The sequence below is a fragment of the Glycomyces luteolus genome (assembly GCF_027622875.1).
Lineage (GTDB): Bacteria > Actinomycetota > Actinomycetes > Mycobacteriales > Micromonosporaceae > Glycomyces > Glycomyces luteolus.
Genome location: NZ_JAPZVP010000034.1, coordinates 1 through 15,314 on the forward strand (window position 1 = coordinate 1; position 15,314 = coordinate 15,314).

The following is a 15,314-nucleotide window of genomic DNA, read 5'->3' on the forward strand; positions in this document are numbered from 1 at the left end:
CCCGGCCCGATCGACTGCTATTTCGCGATCTCGAGGGCCGGCTTCTCGGCGACGCCGAGCTCCTTGGCCTTGCCGAGGAGACCGGAGAGCACGTCGTGGTCGCCGCCGCCCTGCATGAGCTTCACCAGCGCGGCCGAGACCGTGAGGTTCTTGACGTCCTCGCTGCCGACACCGCCGAGGACACCCTTGAGGTCCTCCGCGAACGACGTGGAGCCGTTGCCCCACGAGGCCGCGACGGACTGCGCCACATCGGAGTGCGCGACGAAGCCGTCGACGGCCTTGCCGTAGCCGATAGCGCCGACCACCCGGTCGAAGAACTGGGTGTCGCCACCGACCAGCGAGATGTCGGCGTTGCTGAGCCCGGCCGAGATGACCCCGGCCTGCTGCTCGGCGATCGAGCGGCGCGCTTCGATCTCCATGCCGCGCAGCTCCTTCTCCATCTCAAGGCGCAGACGGTACTCCTCGTGCCCGCGGCTGGCGTCCGAGAGGGCGTCCATCGCGGCGGCCTTCTCGGTGAGGCCCACGGATTCGGCGAGGAGCCGCTCGCGGAGGGCGTTCGCCTCGGCGGTGCCCTTCGCGGCCTGGGCCGCGGCTTCCGCCTGGCCCTTCGCGGAGGTGGCGGTCGCCTCGGCCTTGCCGATGGCGGCCTGGGCTTCGGCCTCAGCCTTGCCCTTGGCCTCGGCGGCCTTCGCCTCGGCGAGCCCGCCCTTCTCGATCGCGTCCGCTTCGGCCTCGCGGACCTGGACGGCGGCCAGACCCGGGGCGGCCGCGATGGCCTGGTCCCCTTCGGCCTGGCGGATCTTGGCGCGCGCCTCGAGCTCGGCGGCCTGCTGGGCGGCCTCGGCCTCGGTGAGGCGCTGGCGGGCGAGGTGCTTCGACGCGGCCTCGGCGGCCTCGGCGCGCTTGATGTCCTTGACCAGGCTCTCCTGGGCTTCGGCCTCGGCGAGGATGATGACCTTCTGGCGTTCGCGCTCGGCCTCTTCGGTGGCGCGCAGGCGCTTGATGCCCTCTTCCTGCTCGGCGACGGTCTTCTCGACGGCGATGCGCTCGCGGATGACGTCGGCGATGTCGCGCTTCTGCGCCTCGAGCTCCTTGTTGGCGGCGATGCGGGCGAGCTCTTCCTCGCGTTCGCGGGCCACGACCTCGAGGATGCGGTCCTTCTCGATGCGCTCGGTCTCGACGGCGATCACGCGCTCGCGGTTCTTCTCGGCGACGGCGATCTCGCGGAGGCGGTTCTCGTGCTGGATGCCCGTGGCCTCTTCGGTCTTGATGCGCGCGGTCTCGCTCTTGAGGCGCTCCTCGGCCTGGACCTTCTGCACCTCGGCGGACTCGCGGGCCCGGAGGGTCTCGATCTCGCGCTGCTGGCGGATCTCGGCCTCGGTCTGGCGGCGCTCGAGTTCGAGCACGGCCTCGCGGGCCTCGACGTCCTGGCGCTTGATCTCCTTCTCCTCGGTCCGGCGGTGCTCGTTCGTGGTGACCGCTTCGATCGCGGTGAGCTGGGTGATCTTGCGGATGCCCTGGGCGTCGAGGATGTTCTTCGGGTCGAGCTGGTCCATCGGGGTCTGCTCGAGGTAGTCGATGGCCGCGTCCTCGAGCGAGTAGCCGTTGAGGTCGGTGCCGATGACGTGGATGATGCGGTCGCGGAACTCGTCGCGGTTCGTGTAGAGGTCGGTGAAGTCGAGCTGCTTGCCGACGGTCTTGAGTGCCTCGGCGAACTTGGCGTTGAACAGCTCCTGCAGCGTGTCCTGGTCGGAGGCGCGCTTGGTGCCGATGGCGCCGGAGACGTTGAGGACGTCCTCCACCGTGGCGTTGACGCGCACGAAGAACGTGATGGAGATGTCGGCGCGGATGTTGTCCTGGCAGATCAGGCCGTCCTTGCCCGCGCGGTTGATCTCGATGGTCTTGACCGAGATGTCCATGTACTCGGCGCGGTGGATGATCGGCAGCACCAGCGCGGAGGTGAAGGAGACCTTGCGGGTGCGCAGCTTCGTCACGACGAGGGCCTGGCCGGGCGCGACCTTCCGGTACAGCCGGATGATCATGAGCAGCAGGCCGATGAAGACGACCGCGACGACCACGAACGTGATCAGCGTCGCCGAGTTGGTGGCGTCCATGCGATGGTTCCTAACAAGACTTCGGGGGAACGGGGACTTGCGTGCGGCGCGAGTGGCGGGCGCCGCCGCGGCGGGCGTGACCACACACTAACGAAGGCGCGCCAGGTTGTGGGTACGCGAGGGTGGTCGAGGCACGAAACCGGGAGACCGCAAACCGGGCACACCGTGCCAATACTCAGAGGTCCACTGTGATCCGGGGCGAGCTCAGGCTTCGAGGACGACGTCCGGCGGCAGGGCCACCGGCACGACCAGGAACACCTTCTCGACCTCGTCGTAGTCGAAGACCACGACCTTCGAATGGCGCGAGAACAGCTCCGGGTCGATGCCCTCGGGCTCGTGCGGGGAGCGGCGCACGTTGATGAGCAGCAGGCTGCCCTCGTCGTCGGTGATCTCGGCCTGGCCCGAGTCGAGCGTGACGGTGCCGGTGCGCACCACGCAGACCTTGCCCACCAGGTCGGCGTGCGCCGTGGCGGGCGCGTCCTCGAAGAGCTTCGCGAGCGGCTTCGTGAGCAGCTTCGCGCCGAGCATCCCGACGCCGATCCCGGCGACGAGCACGGCCGTGCCGGTGAGGACCGCGGGGATGAACATGTCGGCGCTGCGCACCCAGGTGGTGCCGAGCACGGTCACGATCCAGCCCAAGGTGATCCAGAGCGAGAGCACGACGGTGAACGGGACCGCGCCGAACCCGAAGGCCGACCAGAAGCCGCCTCCGGCGTCGAGCTCGGCGTCGCCGACGTCCACGATGTCGACGTCGAGCGCGCCGATGATGACGGTGAGCCAGTACAGGACCACGACGACGAGGCCGAAGGAGAAGACGACCGGTGGGAAGGATAGGGCGATATCCAGAAACTCACTCATGGGGCACGGGTCCTTCTTGGCGAATCCGAGGGGCGGCCCGCGGGCGCAGGTGCGGGCGTCTTCGGTGCGGTATGGATGCCGCCGCTCGCGCGTGAGCTTCGCGCGATCGGGCGGGCGTCGGCGTACGGGCGGTCTCTCCGGGTCAGCGAGATCGGGCCTGCTTCTAGGGTAATGCACGCCTCCGCTCCGGGGAAGGTTGCGCAAAGCGGACGCTCTGCCGACTGAACGGCTCGCAAGCTTCGCCGAGACCGGCCCCGCGGCGGCGACTGCGGCCAGGACTTCGCCCGAGGCGCCTCCGCGATATGGTGTGACCGGTCGAACAGCCCCGGTCCGTCCGCGGGGCGCGCCTAATGCAAGGAGGTCCGGTGCCCGGTTTCCAGACCGCACTGGCGAACGCGGCCGCGGGCTGCGACGCCGCCGCCGCCCGCCTCGCTCAGGTGGCGCAGCGCCTCGGCGACGCCGCCTTCCAGACCCCTGTGGACCCCGAGCTCCTCGCCGCCGAACGCCAGATCGCCGACGCGGCCGCCGCCTCCGCGCAGCAGCTGCGGACCGACCCCGGGCTGCTCCACGCCGGGCGCATCGTCCTCCACGAGGGACGCACCGTGCCGCTCATCGTCCCGTTCGGCGAGCGCGGGCACCTCGCGACCTCGGTCGACGCCCGCGTCGAGGGCGTCGCGAACCTGGTGCGGACCGCGATCCTCCACGCCGTGGGCACCCGCGAGCCCGGCGGGCTGCGGGTGGTCGGCATCGACACGGCGACGCTCGGGGCCTCGTTCGCGCCGCTGCGCCCGCTCGCCGACGCGGGCGTGATCGAAGCGGTCGCCACCGATACGCGCGCCGCGGCCGACGCCGTCGCCCTCGCCGAAGCCCAAGTGGCCGAGCACATCGCGGGCCGCCGGACCGACCGGATGCTGCTCGTCGTGGCGTCCCTGAGCGAAGCGCCGCGGACCTTGGTCGAGCGCATCGACGCGCTGGCGCGGTCGGGCCTTGCGCACGGCGTCACCGTCCTCGGCTGCGGCCTGCCCGAACTGCCGCAGGCCGCCGTGATGCACGCCGTCGACGGTCCCGCATCGCAAGGGCGCGTGGCGATCACGAACCCGCCCGCCGCGCCGTTCGGGCGCGGGGAGCGGCTGGCCGCGCCCGTCGACTGGCCGGAGACTCCCGACCCGTCGTTCGTGGCCGGTGAGGCGCTGCGGCTCGCCGAGCGCGCCAAGGCCGCCGCGACCCTCACGTTCGCCGATCTCATTCCGGCCCAGCCGGAGTCGGGCGACCCGGCGAAGGGTCTGGAGGTCCTCATCGGACGCGACGCGGCTGGTGAGGTGCAGCTGCGGTTCGACGACGCGACGCCGCACTGGCTCGTGGGCGGGCGCACCGGCGGCGGTAAGACGGTGTTCCTTCTCGACGTCCTCTACGGGCTCGCCTCCCGTTACGCTCCTTCGGATCTGGCGCTGTTCCTGCTCGACTTCAAGGAAGGCGTGTCGTTCACCGAGTTCATCCCCACCGACCGCGACCGGAGCTTCATCCCGCACGCGCGCGCCGTCGGCGTCGAGTCCGACCGCGAGTACGGTCTCGCCGTGCTCAGGACCTTGAGCGAGGAGATGACGCGCCGGTCCACGGTGATGAAGAACTACGGGGTGGCCTCGTTCGCGAAGCTGCGCGAGCACGAGGCGTATCCGCGGATCGTGTGCGTCGCCGACGAGTTCCAGGTGCTCCTCGCCGGGAACGACAAGGTCGCCTCCGAAGCCGTTGCGCTGCTTGAGGAGCTGGCTCGCAAAGGACGCTCGTACGGCGTGCACCTGGTCCTCGCCTCGCAGACGATCTCGGGCATCGAGGCGCTGTGGGCGAAGCAGGACTCGATCTTCGGGCAGTTCTCGATGCGCATCGCCCTGCCGGGCGCGCGCACCGTGCTGGCGGCGAACAACGATGCGGCGGCGCGGATCTCGCTCGGGCAGGTCGTGGTCAACACCGAGGGCGGCACCGCCGGGGCCGACCGGGTCGCGCGCTTCCCCGACACCGATTCGCACGTGATGCACCGGCTGCGCGAGCAGCTCGGCGAGGCCCACAAGGGCGTCGGCGCGCCGCGCGTGTTCTACGGATACCGGCCCGTTCACCTCGCCGAAGCCCTTCCGGGCGAACGGAAGCCGGGACGCGCCCTGCTCGGCCGCGAGGTATCGCTGCGCCTCGACGCCGCCGGGGCCGACCTCGACCGCCGTCCCGGCCGGCACCTGGCCGTGCTCGGCTCCGACCCCGTGGGCGGCGAAGCGCTCGAGGCGGCCGCGGAGTCCCTGGCGGGCAACGGCACCCGCGTCCTCGCCGTCGACTTCACGGGCAATGCCGACCTGCGCGCGGCCACCGACCGTGTCGCTCCCGAGGCCTTCGCCGCGTCGCTCGGCGAGATCCCCGACGGGACCGTGATCGCCGCGTGGGGCCTCGACGCGGCGGCGCTCGACATGAAGGCGCAGCAGGCGCTGCGGGCGCTGCTTCGCACCGGGCCCGCTCGGGGCGTGCACCTGCTCGGCTGGTGGCGGACCTTCCGGCGCTTCACCGACGACATCGGCGGCTCCGCCGGTCGCGAAGACGTCGCCTGCGCGCTCGTCCTCAACCTCCCCGGGGGCGAGATCATGGGCCACTTCGGGCCGCAGTTCCAGCACTGGAGCCCGCGGGCGGGCAGGGCGCTGCTCATCGACCGGCACGCCGACACCGGCGGCGGGAAGCTCGTGGTCCCCTTCTCCCGCATGGAAGACCAGGCGGCCCCCGGCCCGCAGCGCAGCGGTGGCACCCCGATCGAGAGGACCCGCCCGTGAGCGCCTTCGACGACTACCTCGCGCAGCTCCGCCGCCTCGACGACGCCCGACGCACCGCCGACGAGGCCGCCGCCCGCACCGCCACTGCGACCGAGTCCCTCGGACAGCGCACCGCCCGCCTCGCCGAGCAGGCCGCCGCGCAGCGCTCGGCGGTCGACGACCTGGCGCGCACCGCCCGGGTCGCGCCCCCGCAGCGCGTCCCGGCCCCGCCGCCGCTGAACGGCGACCCGGCGGCCGATCTCGCTGCGGCCGAAGCGGACTTGCAGGTGGCGGCGACGGAGCTGGAGGAGGCCCGCTTCCTCGCGCACCGGGCACCGCTGCTGCCGCGCTGGAGGGCCGACGAGCGCAACGGGCTCGTCTACGGCCTGTTCGCGCTCGTCTGCGTCGTGGTGCAGCTCTTCGTGCTCCGCAACCTGCGCGCCGAGGACGCGTTGGGCGCAGTGCTCCTGGCCGCGGTCCTCATCGGGTGCCCGCTCGGGGCGTTCGGCTTGGGCTGGTTGACGATCGGCGTCGCCGCCCGCCCGAAGATCGGCGACGAGGAGAAGCGCCTCGAACGCAACTACCGCCTCGGCCTCGTCATCTGCGGCTCGACGCTCGTCGTTGCCTGCCTGGGCTTCTTCAGCTAGTTCCGGCCTGGCTTCACCGGTTGGAACCGGTCGCGGATCGCCTCGGCCCTGCTGACGACATATGCGAGCGTCGAACGCGTTGCTGTTTCGAACGCGCGAGTGTCGGACCCGTATGGGAGAGTCGTCTCATTTCTTCGGTTGGTCGGAGGTGGATGCGGGTGGGAAGGGGCATGCCCTATGGCCACATCCGCGCCCGCGCGGCCCGGAGCATCCACAGCCCCGCGCCGCCAGCGGAGCTCAGACCCGGACGACCATCTTGCCGGTGTTCTTGCCGCGCATCATGTCGAGGAACGCGTCGACCGATTTCTCGACGCCGTCCACGATGGTCTCGTCGTAGGCGATCTTCCCCTGGCCGAACCATTCGGTCATGCGCGCGCCGAATTCCTCGCGCAGGTGCAGGTAGCCGCCGAGCGTGAAGCCCTTGATGGTGAGGCTCTGCTGGATGATCTTGGCGAGGTTGTCGGGGCCGGGGGTCTTCTCGGTGCTGTTGTACAGGGAGATCGCGCCGCACACCGCGATGCGGCCGTCGCGGTTCATGACGTCGAGCGCGGCTTCGAGGTGATCGCCGCCGACGTTGTCGAAGAAGACGTCGACGCCGTCGGGCGCGAAGGCCTTGAGCTGCTCGCGGACGGGCGCGTCCTTGTAGTTGAACGCGGCGTCGTAGCCGTACTTCTCGGTGAGGAGGCGCACCTTCTCGGGGCTGCCGGCGGAGCCGATGACGCGGCCCGCGCCGAGGAGCTTCGCGATCTGGCCCGCGGCGGTGCCGACGGCGCCCGCGGCGCCGGAGACGAAAACGGTGTCGCCGGGCTTCATGCCTGCGATGGCGGTGAGCCCGACGTAGCCGGTCATCCCGGTCATGCCGAGGATGCCCAGGTGCAGGGAGAGCGGCACGCCCGGGATCTCGGGCACGGCGGTGAACCCGGCGGCGTCCTCCTGGACGAGGTCGCGCCACCCGTACTGGTGGAGGACGACGGTGCCGGCCGGGAGCCCTTCGGCGGCGGATTCGACGACTCGGCCGACGGCGCCGCCGGTCATGGTCTCGCCGAGCGCGAACGGCGGGATGTAGCTCTTGGCGTCGTTCATGCGGCTGCGCATATATGGATCGACTGACAGGAACGCGTTCGCGACCCGGACCTGCCCGGGAGCGAGCTCGCCGAGGTCTACCTTCTCAGTGCGGAAGTCCTCATGGACCGGCCAGCCCTGGGGGCGGCGGACGAGCTGGATCTGGGTGCTGACGGTCTCGGTCATCGTGATGCGCTCCTGCCAGTTTTGGAATAACCGTTCCACAAACATATACTGGAACGATCATTCCGCAAAGAGAGGTTCGTCATGGGGCGCACGCAGACGTTCGACACCGCCGAGGCCGTGCGGTCCGCCCGCGCCGTCTTCTGGAAGCACGGCTACGAAGCCGCCTCCGTCCCCGCCCTCGAAGCGGCCACGGGACTGCGACGATCGAGCATCTACCACGCCTTCGGCAGCAAACGCGGCCTCTTCGACGCCGCCGTCGACTCCTACCTCGACGAGATCGTGCGCCCGCGCCTCGCCCCGCTCGCCGAACCGGCACCTGGCGCGATCCTCGACTACCTCCGAGGCCTGCGCGAAGCCCTCGAACGCGCCGGGTCCTTCATCGCTGCGAACGGCTGCCTGCTCATCAACGCCGCCGGCGCCGCCATCGCCGACGACGAAGCCGTCCGCGAGACCATCACCGCCTACCGCGCCGAACTCGGCCGGGCCATCGGCAACGGCATCCGCGCCCACCGCCCCGACCTGGACGACGCTGAAACCGATCGCCTGACGGCAACCTGCACCGCCCTCGTCGTCGCCGCCTACGCCCTCGCCAGAGTCGACACCGTCAGCGCCGTCCACAGCCTCGACACCGCGCTCGACCTGGTTCGGCGCCCCTAAGCGCTGCGGCGCTTGAAGAGGTACACCAGTCCCACCGCCGGGAGCACCAGCGGCACATAGCCGTACCCGGAGCCGAAGTGCGACCACACCGAAGGCTCGGGGAACCACTGCGGCACCGCGAGGCTCAACGCGCCCACCGCGAGCACCCCGGCCATCTCCACCCCCACCGCCAGCAGCGCGAGCCCGCCCGCGCCGCGGATGATCGCGATCGCGGCCACCAGGTAGATGAGCGCCGCGATCGCGCTCAGCGTGAAACTCACCGGCGCCTCATCGAACTTCGTCACCACCTGGAACACGGCCCGCACCCCCGCCGACACGGCGAAGACCACGTAGACCAAAACGATCAAGCGACCGAAACCCGCCGCCAGCGCCCGCGGCGCCGCCTCAGTCTCAGACATGGATCTGCAGCTCCCAGATCTGGTGGACGCGCATCAGGAGCGCCGCGCAGATCAGCCCGGACGCCGCCACCGTTCCGATCCCCCACCGGCTCCGGTCGATCGAGCCCCAGAAGCACGCGGCGACCGGCACCAGGATCGCCGTCACCAGGTACGAGAAGAACAGGGCCTTGCCGCCGCCCGCCTCGCCCGGCACGATCGCGATCGACACCGCCAGCTGCGCCAGGAGCAGCAGCTCCAGGACGGCGACGCCCGCGAAGTGGCGGCGGCCGACGAGCTTCGAGCGGGCCGTGTCCACGAAGAACCAGGCGCTCATCGCCAGCGCGGCGGCCTGGACGGCGAGGTAGAGCCATTCGATCACGCCTCGACGCTAATACAGGCCCCCGACGGAGAATCCGAGGCCGCACCGCGAAGTGGCCGCGGCGTACCATCGTCCTACCCCGGCAGCCCCTCCGACCCCCTGGAAACGCCCATGCGCGCCTTCAAACTGAGCGCTGCCGCCCTCGCCCTCGCCATCTGGTTCGGCCTGGCCGCCGCCGTCATCGTCTGGTGCGTCTCGTACCTGTTCTGGGGCGAGTACCGCACCGTGAACGTCCTCGACGACGGCGAGGGCCCGAACTGCATCGGCACCTGGTGCACCGACGGCTCGTGGATGCGCTCGCCCGCCAGCTACAGCGACGACGACGACACCGAGGAGATCACGATCCTCGGCGACTACGAGCCGGGCCTGCAGCCCGACACGCTCGTCGGCCCGCTCCCCGGACTCGGCCTGCCCTCCCGGTTCGAGGCGATCTTCCCGCTGGTCTTCGCCCTGCCCGGGGCGATCACCGCAACGCTCGCGAACGTCGCGTTCTGGAGCGGGCTCCGCGACCACTGAGCGCGGAGACTCGGCGGCGTCCCACTCCGCGACTAGACTTCGCGGCATGGCTGACCTCACGCATGTCGACTCGTCCGGTGCCGCCCGCATGGTCGACGTCTCCGAGAAGGACGTCTCGCACCGTTCGGCGCTCGCCACCGGGCGGCTCGTGACCACCCCCGAAGTGGTCGCGGCGCTGCGCGAGAACTCGCTCGCGAAGGGCGACGCGCTGGCGACGGCGCGGATCGCGGGGATCATGGCGGCCAAGCGCACGCCCGACCTGGTGCCGCTGTGCCACCCGATCGCGATCAGCGGCGTGAAGGTCGACCTCGAGGTGACTGACGAGGGCGTCGAGATCGCGGCGCGGGTGAAGACCGCCGACCGCACCGGCGTCGAGATGGAAGCGCTCACGGCCGTGTCGGTGGCGGCGCTGACCTTGGTGGACATGGTGAAGGCCGTCGACCCCGCCGCCGTCATCACCGACATCCGCGTCGAGGAGAAGCTCGGAGGGAAGACCGGCACATGGCAGCGGTGAAGGCCGTCGTCGTCGTCGCCTCGAACCGAGCCGCCGACGGGGTTTACGAGGACGAGTCGGGGCCCATCCTCGCTGAGGGGCTGCGGTCGCACGGGTTCGACGTGGTCGGGCCGGTCGTCGTCCACGACGGCGAAGAGGTCGAGGCCGCGATGCGCGTCGCGGTCGGGCAGGGCGCCGACCTGGTGGTCACCTCCGGCGGCACCGGCCTGACCTCCAAGGACCTCACCCCCGAGATGACCAGCCGCGTGGTCGACTTCGAGGTGCCGGGCATCGCCGAGGCGATCCGCGCCGCCGGGCTCGCGAAGACGCCGCACGCGGCGCTCTCGCGCGGGATCGCCGGGGTCTCGGAGCGGACGCTGATCGTGAACCTGGCCGGATCGAAGGGCGCCGCGAAGGACGGCCTCGCGGTGCTGACCGCCGAGCTCGTCGAGCACGCGGTCTCCCAACTCCACGACGGCGACCACGAACGGAACGACAAGGCGGTTGCCGGCGGAGTCGCCGCCCCGGTGGCGGAGGGCGGGGAACCTGCAGGTTCCCCGAACGACCACGGCGGGCGCGACTCGACGCATGCGGATGCCGGAGGCGACGCGTCCGGCACCGGCGACCAGTCGACCGCTGAGGACTCGCCCGCCCGCCCCGCGCACGACCACGGAAGGACCGCCCCATGACCGGCACCGCCGATCCGATGAACTGGGCCGAGGCCCGCGAGACCGCTTGGGCCGCAGGCTATGCGGCCCGACCGGCCGCCTCCGAGCTGCCGTTCGGCGAAGCGGTCGGCTCGGCGCTGGCCGCACCGCTCGTGGCCGTCTCCGACCTGCCCGCGTTCCCGACCTCCGCGGTCGACGGCTGGGCGATCGCGGGCAGCGGGCCGTGGCGCATCGACGGGGCCGTGCTGGCGGGCCAGGTACCGCAGGCGATGAAGCCCGGCCAGGCCGTCAAGATCGCGACCGGCGCGCAGGTCCCGGAAGGGGCCGAGGGCATCATCCGCTTGGAGCACAGCAAGGTCGAGGACGAACTCGTCGACGGTCCGGCCGCGCGCGAATGGCGCGAGCCGGGCGAAGAGGCCGTCCTCGGCGAGGAGCTGCTGGCGGCCGGGACCCCGATCAGCCCGCCCGTGGTCGGCCTCGCGGCCGCCGCCGGACACGCGACGCTGCCCGCGCACGCCAAGCCAGCTGCCCGCGTCGTCGTCTTCGGCGACGAGCTGCTGACCTCCGGGGTCTCCCGCGACGGCCGGGTCCGGGACTCGTTGGGCCCCATGGTCCCCCACATGCTCACCGCCGCCGGAGCGGCCGCCGGGCCGAGCATCGGACCGGTCGAGGACACCCTCGAAGCGCACGTCGCGGCACTGCGCGAGGCGCTCGCCGACGCGGACCTGGTGTGCACCACCGGCGGCACGATGGTCGGCCCGGTCGACCACCTCCACGCCGCGCTCGCCGAGATCGGCGCCGAGTACGTGATCAACACCGTCGCCGTGCGGCCCGGCTTCCCGATGCTGCTGGCCCGCACCGAGGACGGGAAGTTCATCGCGGGCCTGCCGGGGAACCCGCAGTCCGCGGTGATCGCGGTCGTCTCGCTCGTCGCGCCGCTGCTCGCGGGCCTGCGCGGGCTGCCGCTGCCGCCGCTCGCCACGGTCCATCTCGCCGAGGAGGTCCCCGGTCGCGGGGGCTTCACCCACCTGGCGCTGGTCGACCGGGCCGGGCACCGGCTCGGCCACCACGGTTCCGCGATGCTGCGGGGCCTGGCCAATGCCGCCGGGTTCGCCGTGATCGGCCCGGAAAGCGTCGGCGCCGCGGGCGCCGCCGTCGAACTCGCCACTGTTCCTGGAGTGTGACCTCATGATCCGCGCACGCGTGCTGGACGCCCCGCTCGACGTCGCCGAGCACGAGGCCGCGGTCGCCGCGGCCGAGGCCGGGGCGGTCGTGTCGTTCTCGGGCGTCGTCCGCAACCACGACCACGGCCGGGGCGTGCTCCGGCTGTCCTACGAGGGCCATCCATCCTCGGGCGAGCTGCTGCGCACGATCGCCGAGGAGATCGCGGCGCGCCCCGGGGTGCGGGGCGTGGTGGTCTCGCACCGGGTCGGCGACCTCGCGATCGGCGACCCGGCCCTGGTGGCGGCCGTCGCCGCCGAGCACCGGAAGGAGGCCTTCGACGCCTGCGCCGACCTCGTCGACGAGGTGAAGGCCCGCCTGCCGATCTGGAAGCACCAGTTCTTCGACGACGGCACCGACGAATGGGTCAATTGCCCCTGAGTACTCGTTCGGATGAATCCGGGGGCGCTGATCGGCTTTCGCGGGGTTTCTTGTCGGACCCGGCTGCCACGCTGGGCCCAGACTGCTCTTTCCCCTCTCGGGAGGGTGGGGGCTAGTGGACGGGCGTCAGGGCGATGCGTCAAGCCGCTGCGTCAGGCCGACCCGGCGCCTTCGTTCTCTTTGCCCTTGCGGCCCACCACTTTCACCAGGACCACGCCGCCCACGACGACCACCAGCAGGCCGAGCAGGATCGCGGCCAGCGCCGCTCCCGTGTTCGAGTCCTCGTCCTCGCTGGGCATGCCGCCGGTCGCCCGGCTGGTCGTTTCCGAAGGCGAGGCCTCGGCGGTCGTCTCGGCACCGGTGGCCGCCGGGTCGGTCGGCTCCGCGCCGGGCGCGTACAGCCCCGCGGGGATCGACTCGACGGTGAACGTGATCGCGTCATCGACGCGGTGCCCGTCCTCGGAGATCACCCGGAACGCGAGCGTGTACTCGCCAGGCGTGGTGTAGAGCATCGGCTGGGTGAACGTGTCCCCGTCGTAGCTCGGGTCCGCGACGTCGATGACGGCGCCGACCGGGTCGGTCACGGCGATCTCGGTCGAGGCCTGGTCGAGGATCTCCGAGAACGTGGCCGAGACCTCGGCCGGTGCCTCTGCGAGGGTGGAGCCGTTCTCGGGGTCGGTGCCGGTGAGTGCCGCGTGCGCCGAGGCCGGGGAGGCGAGGCCGAGCGTCAGGAGCCCGCCGCTCGCGGCGGCCAGAGCAAGCGCGACCGCGCTTTTCACGGTGCGTTTGACGGGCTGTCGTTCAGAAGCGCGAAGAGACATTTCGCCATAGTGCCACGGAGGGCCCGGATCCCCATTGCGGGAAAGGTCACATCAATCACCAGGTCACAGGTGAGACGTGACTGAGGGTGATCCTCGATTGCGAAAATGGCCCGGTTGGCGGAGATAGTACCGCTGACCCTTGTGTTGACGATCGCGAGAAGTTGTGGTGTGCTTACGTCCATGGTTGAACCGATCCGATGGGGAATCCTGGCGACCGGTGGAATCGCATCGACCTTTGTGGAAGATCTTGCCCTCCTCGACGATTGCCGCGTCACCGCTGTGGCCTCTCGATCGGCGGAGCGCGCCGCCGCGTTCGCCAAGAAGCACGACATCCCCCAGGCCTGGGAATCCGTCCAGGCCCTTGCGGCAGATGACGAAGTAGACATCGTCTACGTCGCGACCCCGCACTCCCATCACTACCTGCCCACCCTCCAGCTCCTCGAAGCCGGCAAGCACGTCCTGTGCGAGAAGGCCTTCGCCTACAACGCCGCCCAGGCCCGCACCATGTTCGACGTCGCCCGCGAACACCAGCGGTTCCTGATGGAAGCCATGTGGACCCGGTGCAACCCCGCGATCCGCGAGATGCGCCGTGCCATCAAGGAGGGCATGATCGGCGAGGTCGTGTCCGTGAACGGCAACTTCTCATTCGCCTCCGACCTGCCCGCGAGCCACCGGCTCCGCAACATCGAGCTCGCCGGGGGAGCACTCCTCGACCTCGGGGTCTACCCGATCACGTTGGCGCACTTGGTACTCGGCAAGCCCGATTCGATCGAGGCGCACAGCGTCATGGACACGACCGGGGTGGACGCGCAGACCGCGCTCACCCTCAAGTACCCGAACGCGATCGTGCAGCTCTCCTGCTCCTACCGGGGCGGGCCCGCCAACGAAGTGACGATCGCGGGCACGCTGGGCCGCATCGAACTGCGCGACTACGCCTACCGCCCAAGCGGTTACACACTCGTGCGGTACGACGAGGCGCCCCGCGAGTTCGAGGCGCCCTACGTCGGCCACGGCTACGTCCACGAAGCGCTCGAAGTGCACCGGGCGCTGCGCCAGGGTCGACTCGAGTCGACGCTCGTGCCGCCCCAGAGCACCGTCGAGGTCATGGAGATCATGGACGAGGCGCGCGCCCAGATCGGGCTGCGCTACCCCGGCGAGACCCACCCGAAGTAACCAGGTTTTCCAAGGCCCGCAGGCGGATCAGTACTCGATCTGTTTGCGGGCCTCTTCGCGCTTGGCGCTGATGGCCGCGTGCTTCTCGCGCAGCCACGCCACGCGCGCCTCGGCGTTCTCGATCGTGGTCTGCTCGGCCTGCTCGACGAGCACGCCGCGCCGCGCGGCCTCGTCGCGGAAGACCTGGTCGAGGTTCGGCAGGAGGGCCATGACGGGGCCGGTGAAGAACCCGGTCTCGGCCTCCTTGGTGCGGATCCAGCCCTTGTACTCGATCTCGCAGACCACTTGGCGCCGACCGGCTTCGGGGTCGCGGATGGCGAGGTCGGCGACCATGGCCCAGATGGTGAAGATCGCGGAGGTGGCCTTCTCGGAGACCCAGCCGCGGCCGGGGACGGGCGGCAGCAGGTTCTCGATGCTCTCGGTGAAGGAGTCCGTGGAGAGCTTCTGGATGATGCCGTCCAGGGAGCGGGTGCGGACGGCCTTCACCTTGTGCCACTTGGCGGTCGAGCCGTCGAAGCCGACCTCTTCGGGGCCGATGTCGATGGTGCCGAAGTTGTCGAGCAGGCCCAGGAGCATCCCGGTGCCCATGGGGGGCTTGTTGCCCGAGGTGATGAGCTTGCCGAGGCTCCACTGCCAGTCCTGTTGGACGGGCGAGGCGGGCAGCGGCAGGCGCTTGAGGAGTTCTTCGAGGTCGCCTTCTTTGAACGCGGTCTTCGCCTCACTCGCGAAATTGACGGCGCCGTCGCGCTTCTCGACGACATAGCCAGTAGTGGCGTCCACTTTGCTCTTCGCGAGGCCGACGGCGGCGTCGCGCTTCTCCCGGGCCGCGTCGACCCCGACGTCGACGACCATCTTGCCCGCTTCCTGCGCGCGCTGCTTCATCTGCTCAAGGCGGTCTTTCATTCCCATGCCAGCAAGATACAGGTCGCGGGCCACCAGTCGCTCACCCAGCGGAGCCGCTCAGCGGGCCGCTCCCCC

The 15,314-nt window shown here is 70.8% G+C and carries 16 protein-coding genes; 9 read left to right on the forward strand and 7 right to left on the reverse strand.

The annotated features are described in order from the left end of the window. Nucleotides 1-17: 17 nt before the first annotated feature. Both O1R50_RS25580 and O1R50_RS25585 read right to left on the reverse strand, forming a co-directional pair. Nucleotides 18-2,114 (reverse strand): flotillin family protein, encoded by a 2,097-nt coding sequence (locus O1R50_RS25580; RefSeq protein WP_270113092.1) that lies wholly within the window; start codon nt 2,112-2,114, stop codon nt 18-20. Between the two features lie 204 nt (nt 2,115-2,318). Further along, nucleotides 2,319-2,972, reverse strand: coding sequence for a hypothetical protein (locus O1R50_RS25585; protein ID WP_270113093.1), 654 nt, complete (start codon nt 2,970-2,972; stop codon nt 2,319-2,321). Between the two features lie 365 nt (nt 2,973-3,337). Here O1R50_RS25585 and O1R50_RS25590 point away from each other — a divergent pair, with 365 nt between their 5' ends. Together O1R50_RS25590 and O1R50_RS25595 are read left to right on the forward strand one after the other, a co-directional pair. Further along, a complete protein-coding gene (locus O1R50_RS25590; protein ID WP_270113094.1) occupies nt 3,338-5,776 on the forward strand; it encodes an FtsK/SpoIIIE domain-containing protein in 2,439 nt (812 codons plus the stop codon). After that, a complete protein-coding gene (locus O1R50_RS25595; protein WP_270113095.1) occupies nt 5,773-6,402 on the forward strand; it encodes a hypothetical protein in 630 nt (209 codons plus the stop codon). The genes O1R50_RS25590 and O1R50_RS25595 overlap by 4 nt, the downstream gene beginning before the upstream one ends. Before the next feature lie 237 nt (nt 6,403-6,639). Here O1R50_RS25595 and O1R50_RS25600 read toward each other — a convergent pair whose 3' ends face one another. Next, nucleotides 6,640-7,650: an NADP-dependent oxidoreductase gene (locus O1R50_RS25600; RefSeq protein WP_270113096.1), complete on the reverse strand. Its 1,011-nt coding sequence runs from the start codon at nt 7,648-7,650 to the stop codon at nt 6,640-6,642. An 81-nt stretch (nt 7,651-7,731) separates the two neighbouring features. On the opposite strand from O1R50_RS25600, the gene O1R50_RS25605 reads away from it, so the two are divergent. After that, nucleotides 7,732-8,307 (forward strand): TetR/AcrR family transcriptional regulator, encoded by a 576-nt coding sequence (locus O1R50_RS25605; RefSeq protein ID WP_270113097.1) that lies wholly within the window; start codon nt 7,732-7,734, stop codon nt 8,305-8,307. On the opposite strand, the gene O1R50_RS25610 is transcribed toward O1R50_RS25605, so the two are convergent. Together O1R50_RS25610 and O1R50_RS25615 are read right to left on the reverse strand one after the other, a co-directional pair. Continuing rightward, nucleotides 8,304-8,705, reverse strand: a complete 402-nt coding sequence (locus O1R50_RS25610; RefSeq protein WP_270113098.1) for a hypothetical protein — start codon at nt 8,703-8,705, stop codon at nt 8,304-8,306. The genes O1R50_RS25605 and O1R50_RS25610 overlap by 4 nt on opposite strands. After that, a complete protein-coding gene (locus O1R50_RS25615) occupies nt 8,698-9,063 on the reverse strand; it encodes a hypothetical protein (RefSeq protein ID WP_270113099.1) in 366 nt (121 codons plus the stop codon). Before O1R50_RS25615 ends, O1R50_RS25610 begins: the two co-directional genes overlap by 8 nt. Nucleotides 9,064-9,174: 111 nt before the next feature. Here O1R50_RS25615 and O1R50_RS25620 point away from each other — a divergent pair, with 111 nt between their 5' ends. The 5 genes from O1R50_RS25620 to O1R50_RS25640 are packed head-to-tail and all read left to right on the forward strand — an operon-like array spanning nt 9,175 to nt 12,342. Beyond that, on the forward strand, nt 9,175-9,579 hold the full coding sequence (locus tag O1R50_RS25620) for a hypothetical protein (protein WP_270113100.1): 405 nt from the start codon (nt 9,175-9,177) through the stop codon (nt 9,577-9,579). Nucleotides 9,580-9,625: 46 nt separating this feature from the next. After that, nucleotides 9,626-10,093 carry a cyclic pyranopterin monophosphate synthase MoaC gene (gene moaC / locus O1R50_RS25625; protein ID WP_270113101.1) on the forward strand — a complete coding sequence of 156 codons (468 nt, stop codon included), beginning with the start codon at nt 9,626-9,628 and terminating at the stop codon, nt 10,091-10,093. Further along, nucleotides 10,081-10,761 (forward strand): MogA/MoaB family molybdenum cofactor biosynthesis protein, encoded by a 681-nt coding sequence (locus O1R50_RS25630; protein WP_270113102.1) that lies wholly within the window; start codon nt 10,081-10,083, stop codon nt 10,759-10,761. Before moaC ends, O1R50_RS25630 begins: the two co-directional genes overlap by 13 nt. Then, entirely contained in the window at nt 10,758-11,924 is a 1,167-nt protein-coding gene (locus O1R50_RS25635; protein WP_270113103.1) for a molybdopterin molybdotransferase MoeA, read from the forward strand. Before O1R50_RS25630 ends, O1R50_RS25635 begins: the two co-directional genes overlap by 4 nt. A 4-nt stretch (nt 11,925-11,928) precedes the next feature. Next, nucleotides 11,929-12,342, forward strand: coding sequence for a molybdenum cofactor biosynthesis protein MoaE (locus tag O1R50_RS25640; protein ID WP_270113104.1), 414 nt, complete (start codon nt 11,929-11,931; stop codon nt 12,340-12,342). Nucleotides 12,343-12,494: 152 nt separating this feature from the next. Here the strand turns inward: O1R50_RS25640 and O1R50_RS25645 are convergent, their stop codons facing one another. Continuing rightward, nucleotides 12,495-13,121 carry a copper resistance CopC family protein gene (locus tag O1R50_RS25645; RefSeq protein WP_270113105.1) on the reverse strand — a complete coding sequence of 209 codons (627 nt, stop codon included), beginning with the start codon at nt 13,119-13,121 and terminating at the stop codon, nt 12,495-12,497. Between the two features lie 222 nt (nt 13,122-13,343). Between O1R50_RS25645 and O1R50_RS25650 the strand changes: the two genes are divergently transcribed. Continuing rightward, entirely contained in the window at nt 13,344-14,336 is a 993-nt protein-coding gene (locus tag O1R50_RS25650; RefSeq protein WP_270113106.1) for a Gfo/Idh/MocA family protein, read from the forward strand. Nucleotides 14,337-14,363: 27 nt separating this feature from the next. Here O1R50_RS25650 and O1R50_RS25655 read toward each other — a convergent pair whose 3' ends face one another. Beyond that, complete coding sequence (locus O1R50_RS25655) at nt 14,364-15,245, reverse strand: hypothetical protein (protein WP_270113107.1); 882 nt, start codon at nt 15,243-15,245, stop codon at nt 14,364-14,366. Nucleotides 15,246-15,314 lie beyond the last annotated feature (69 nt).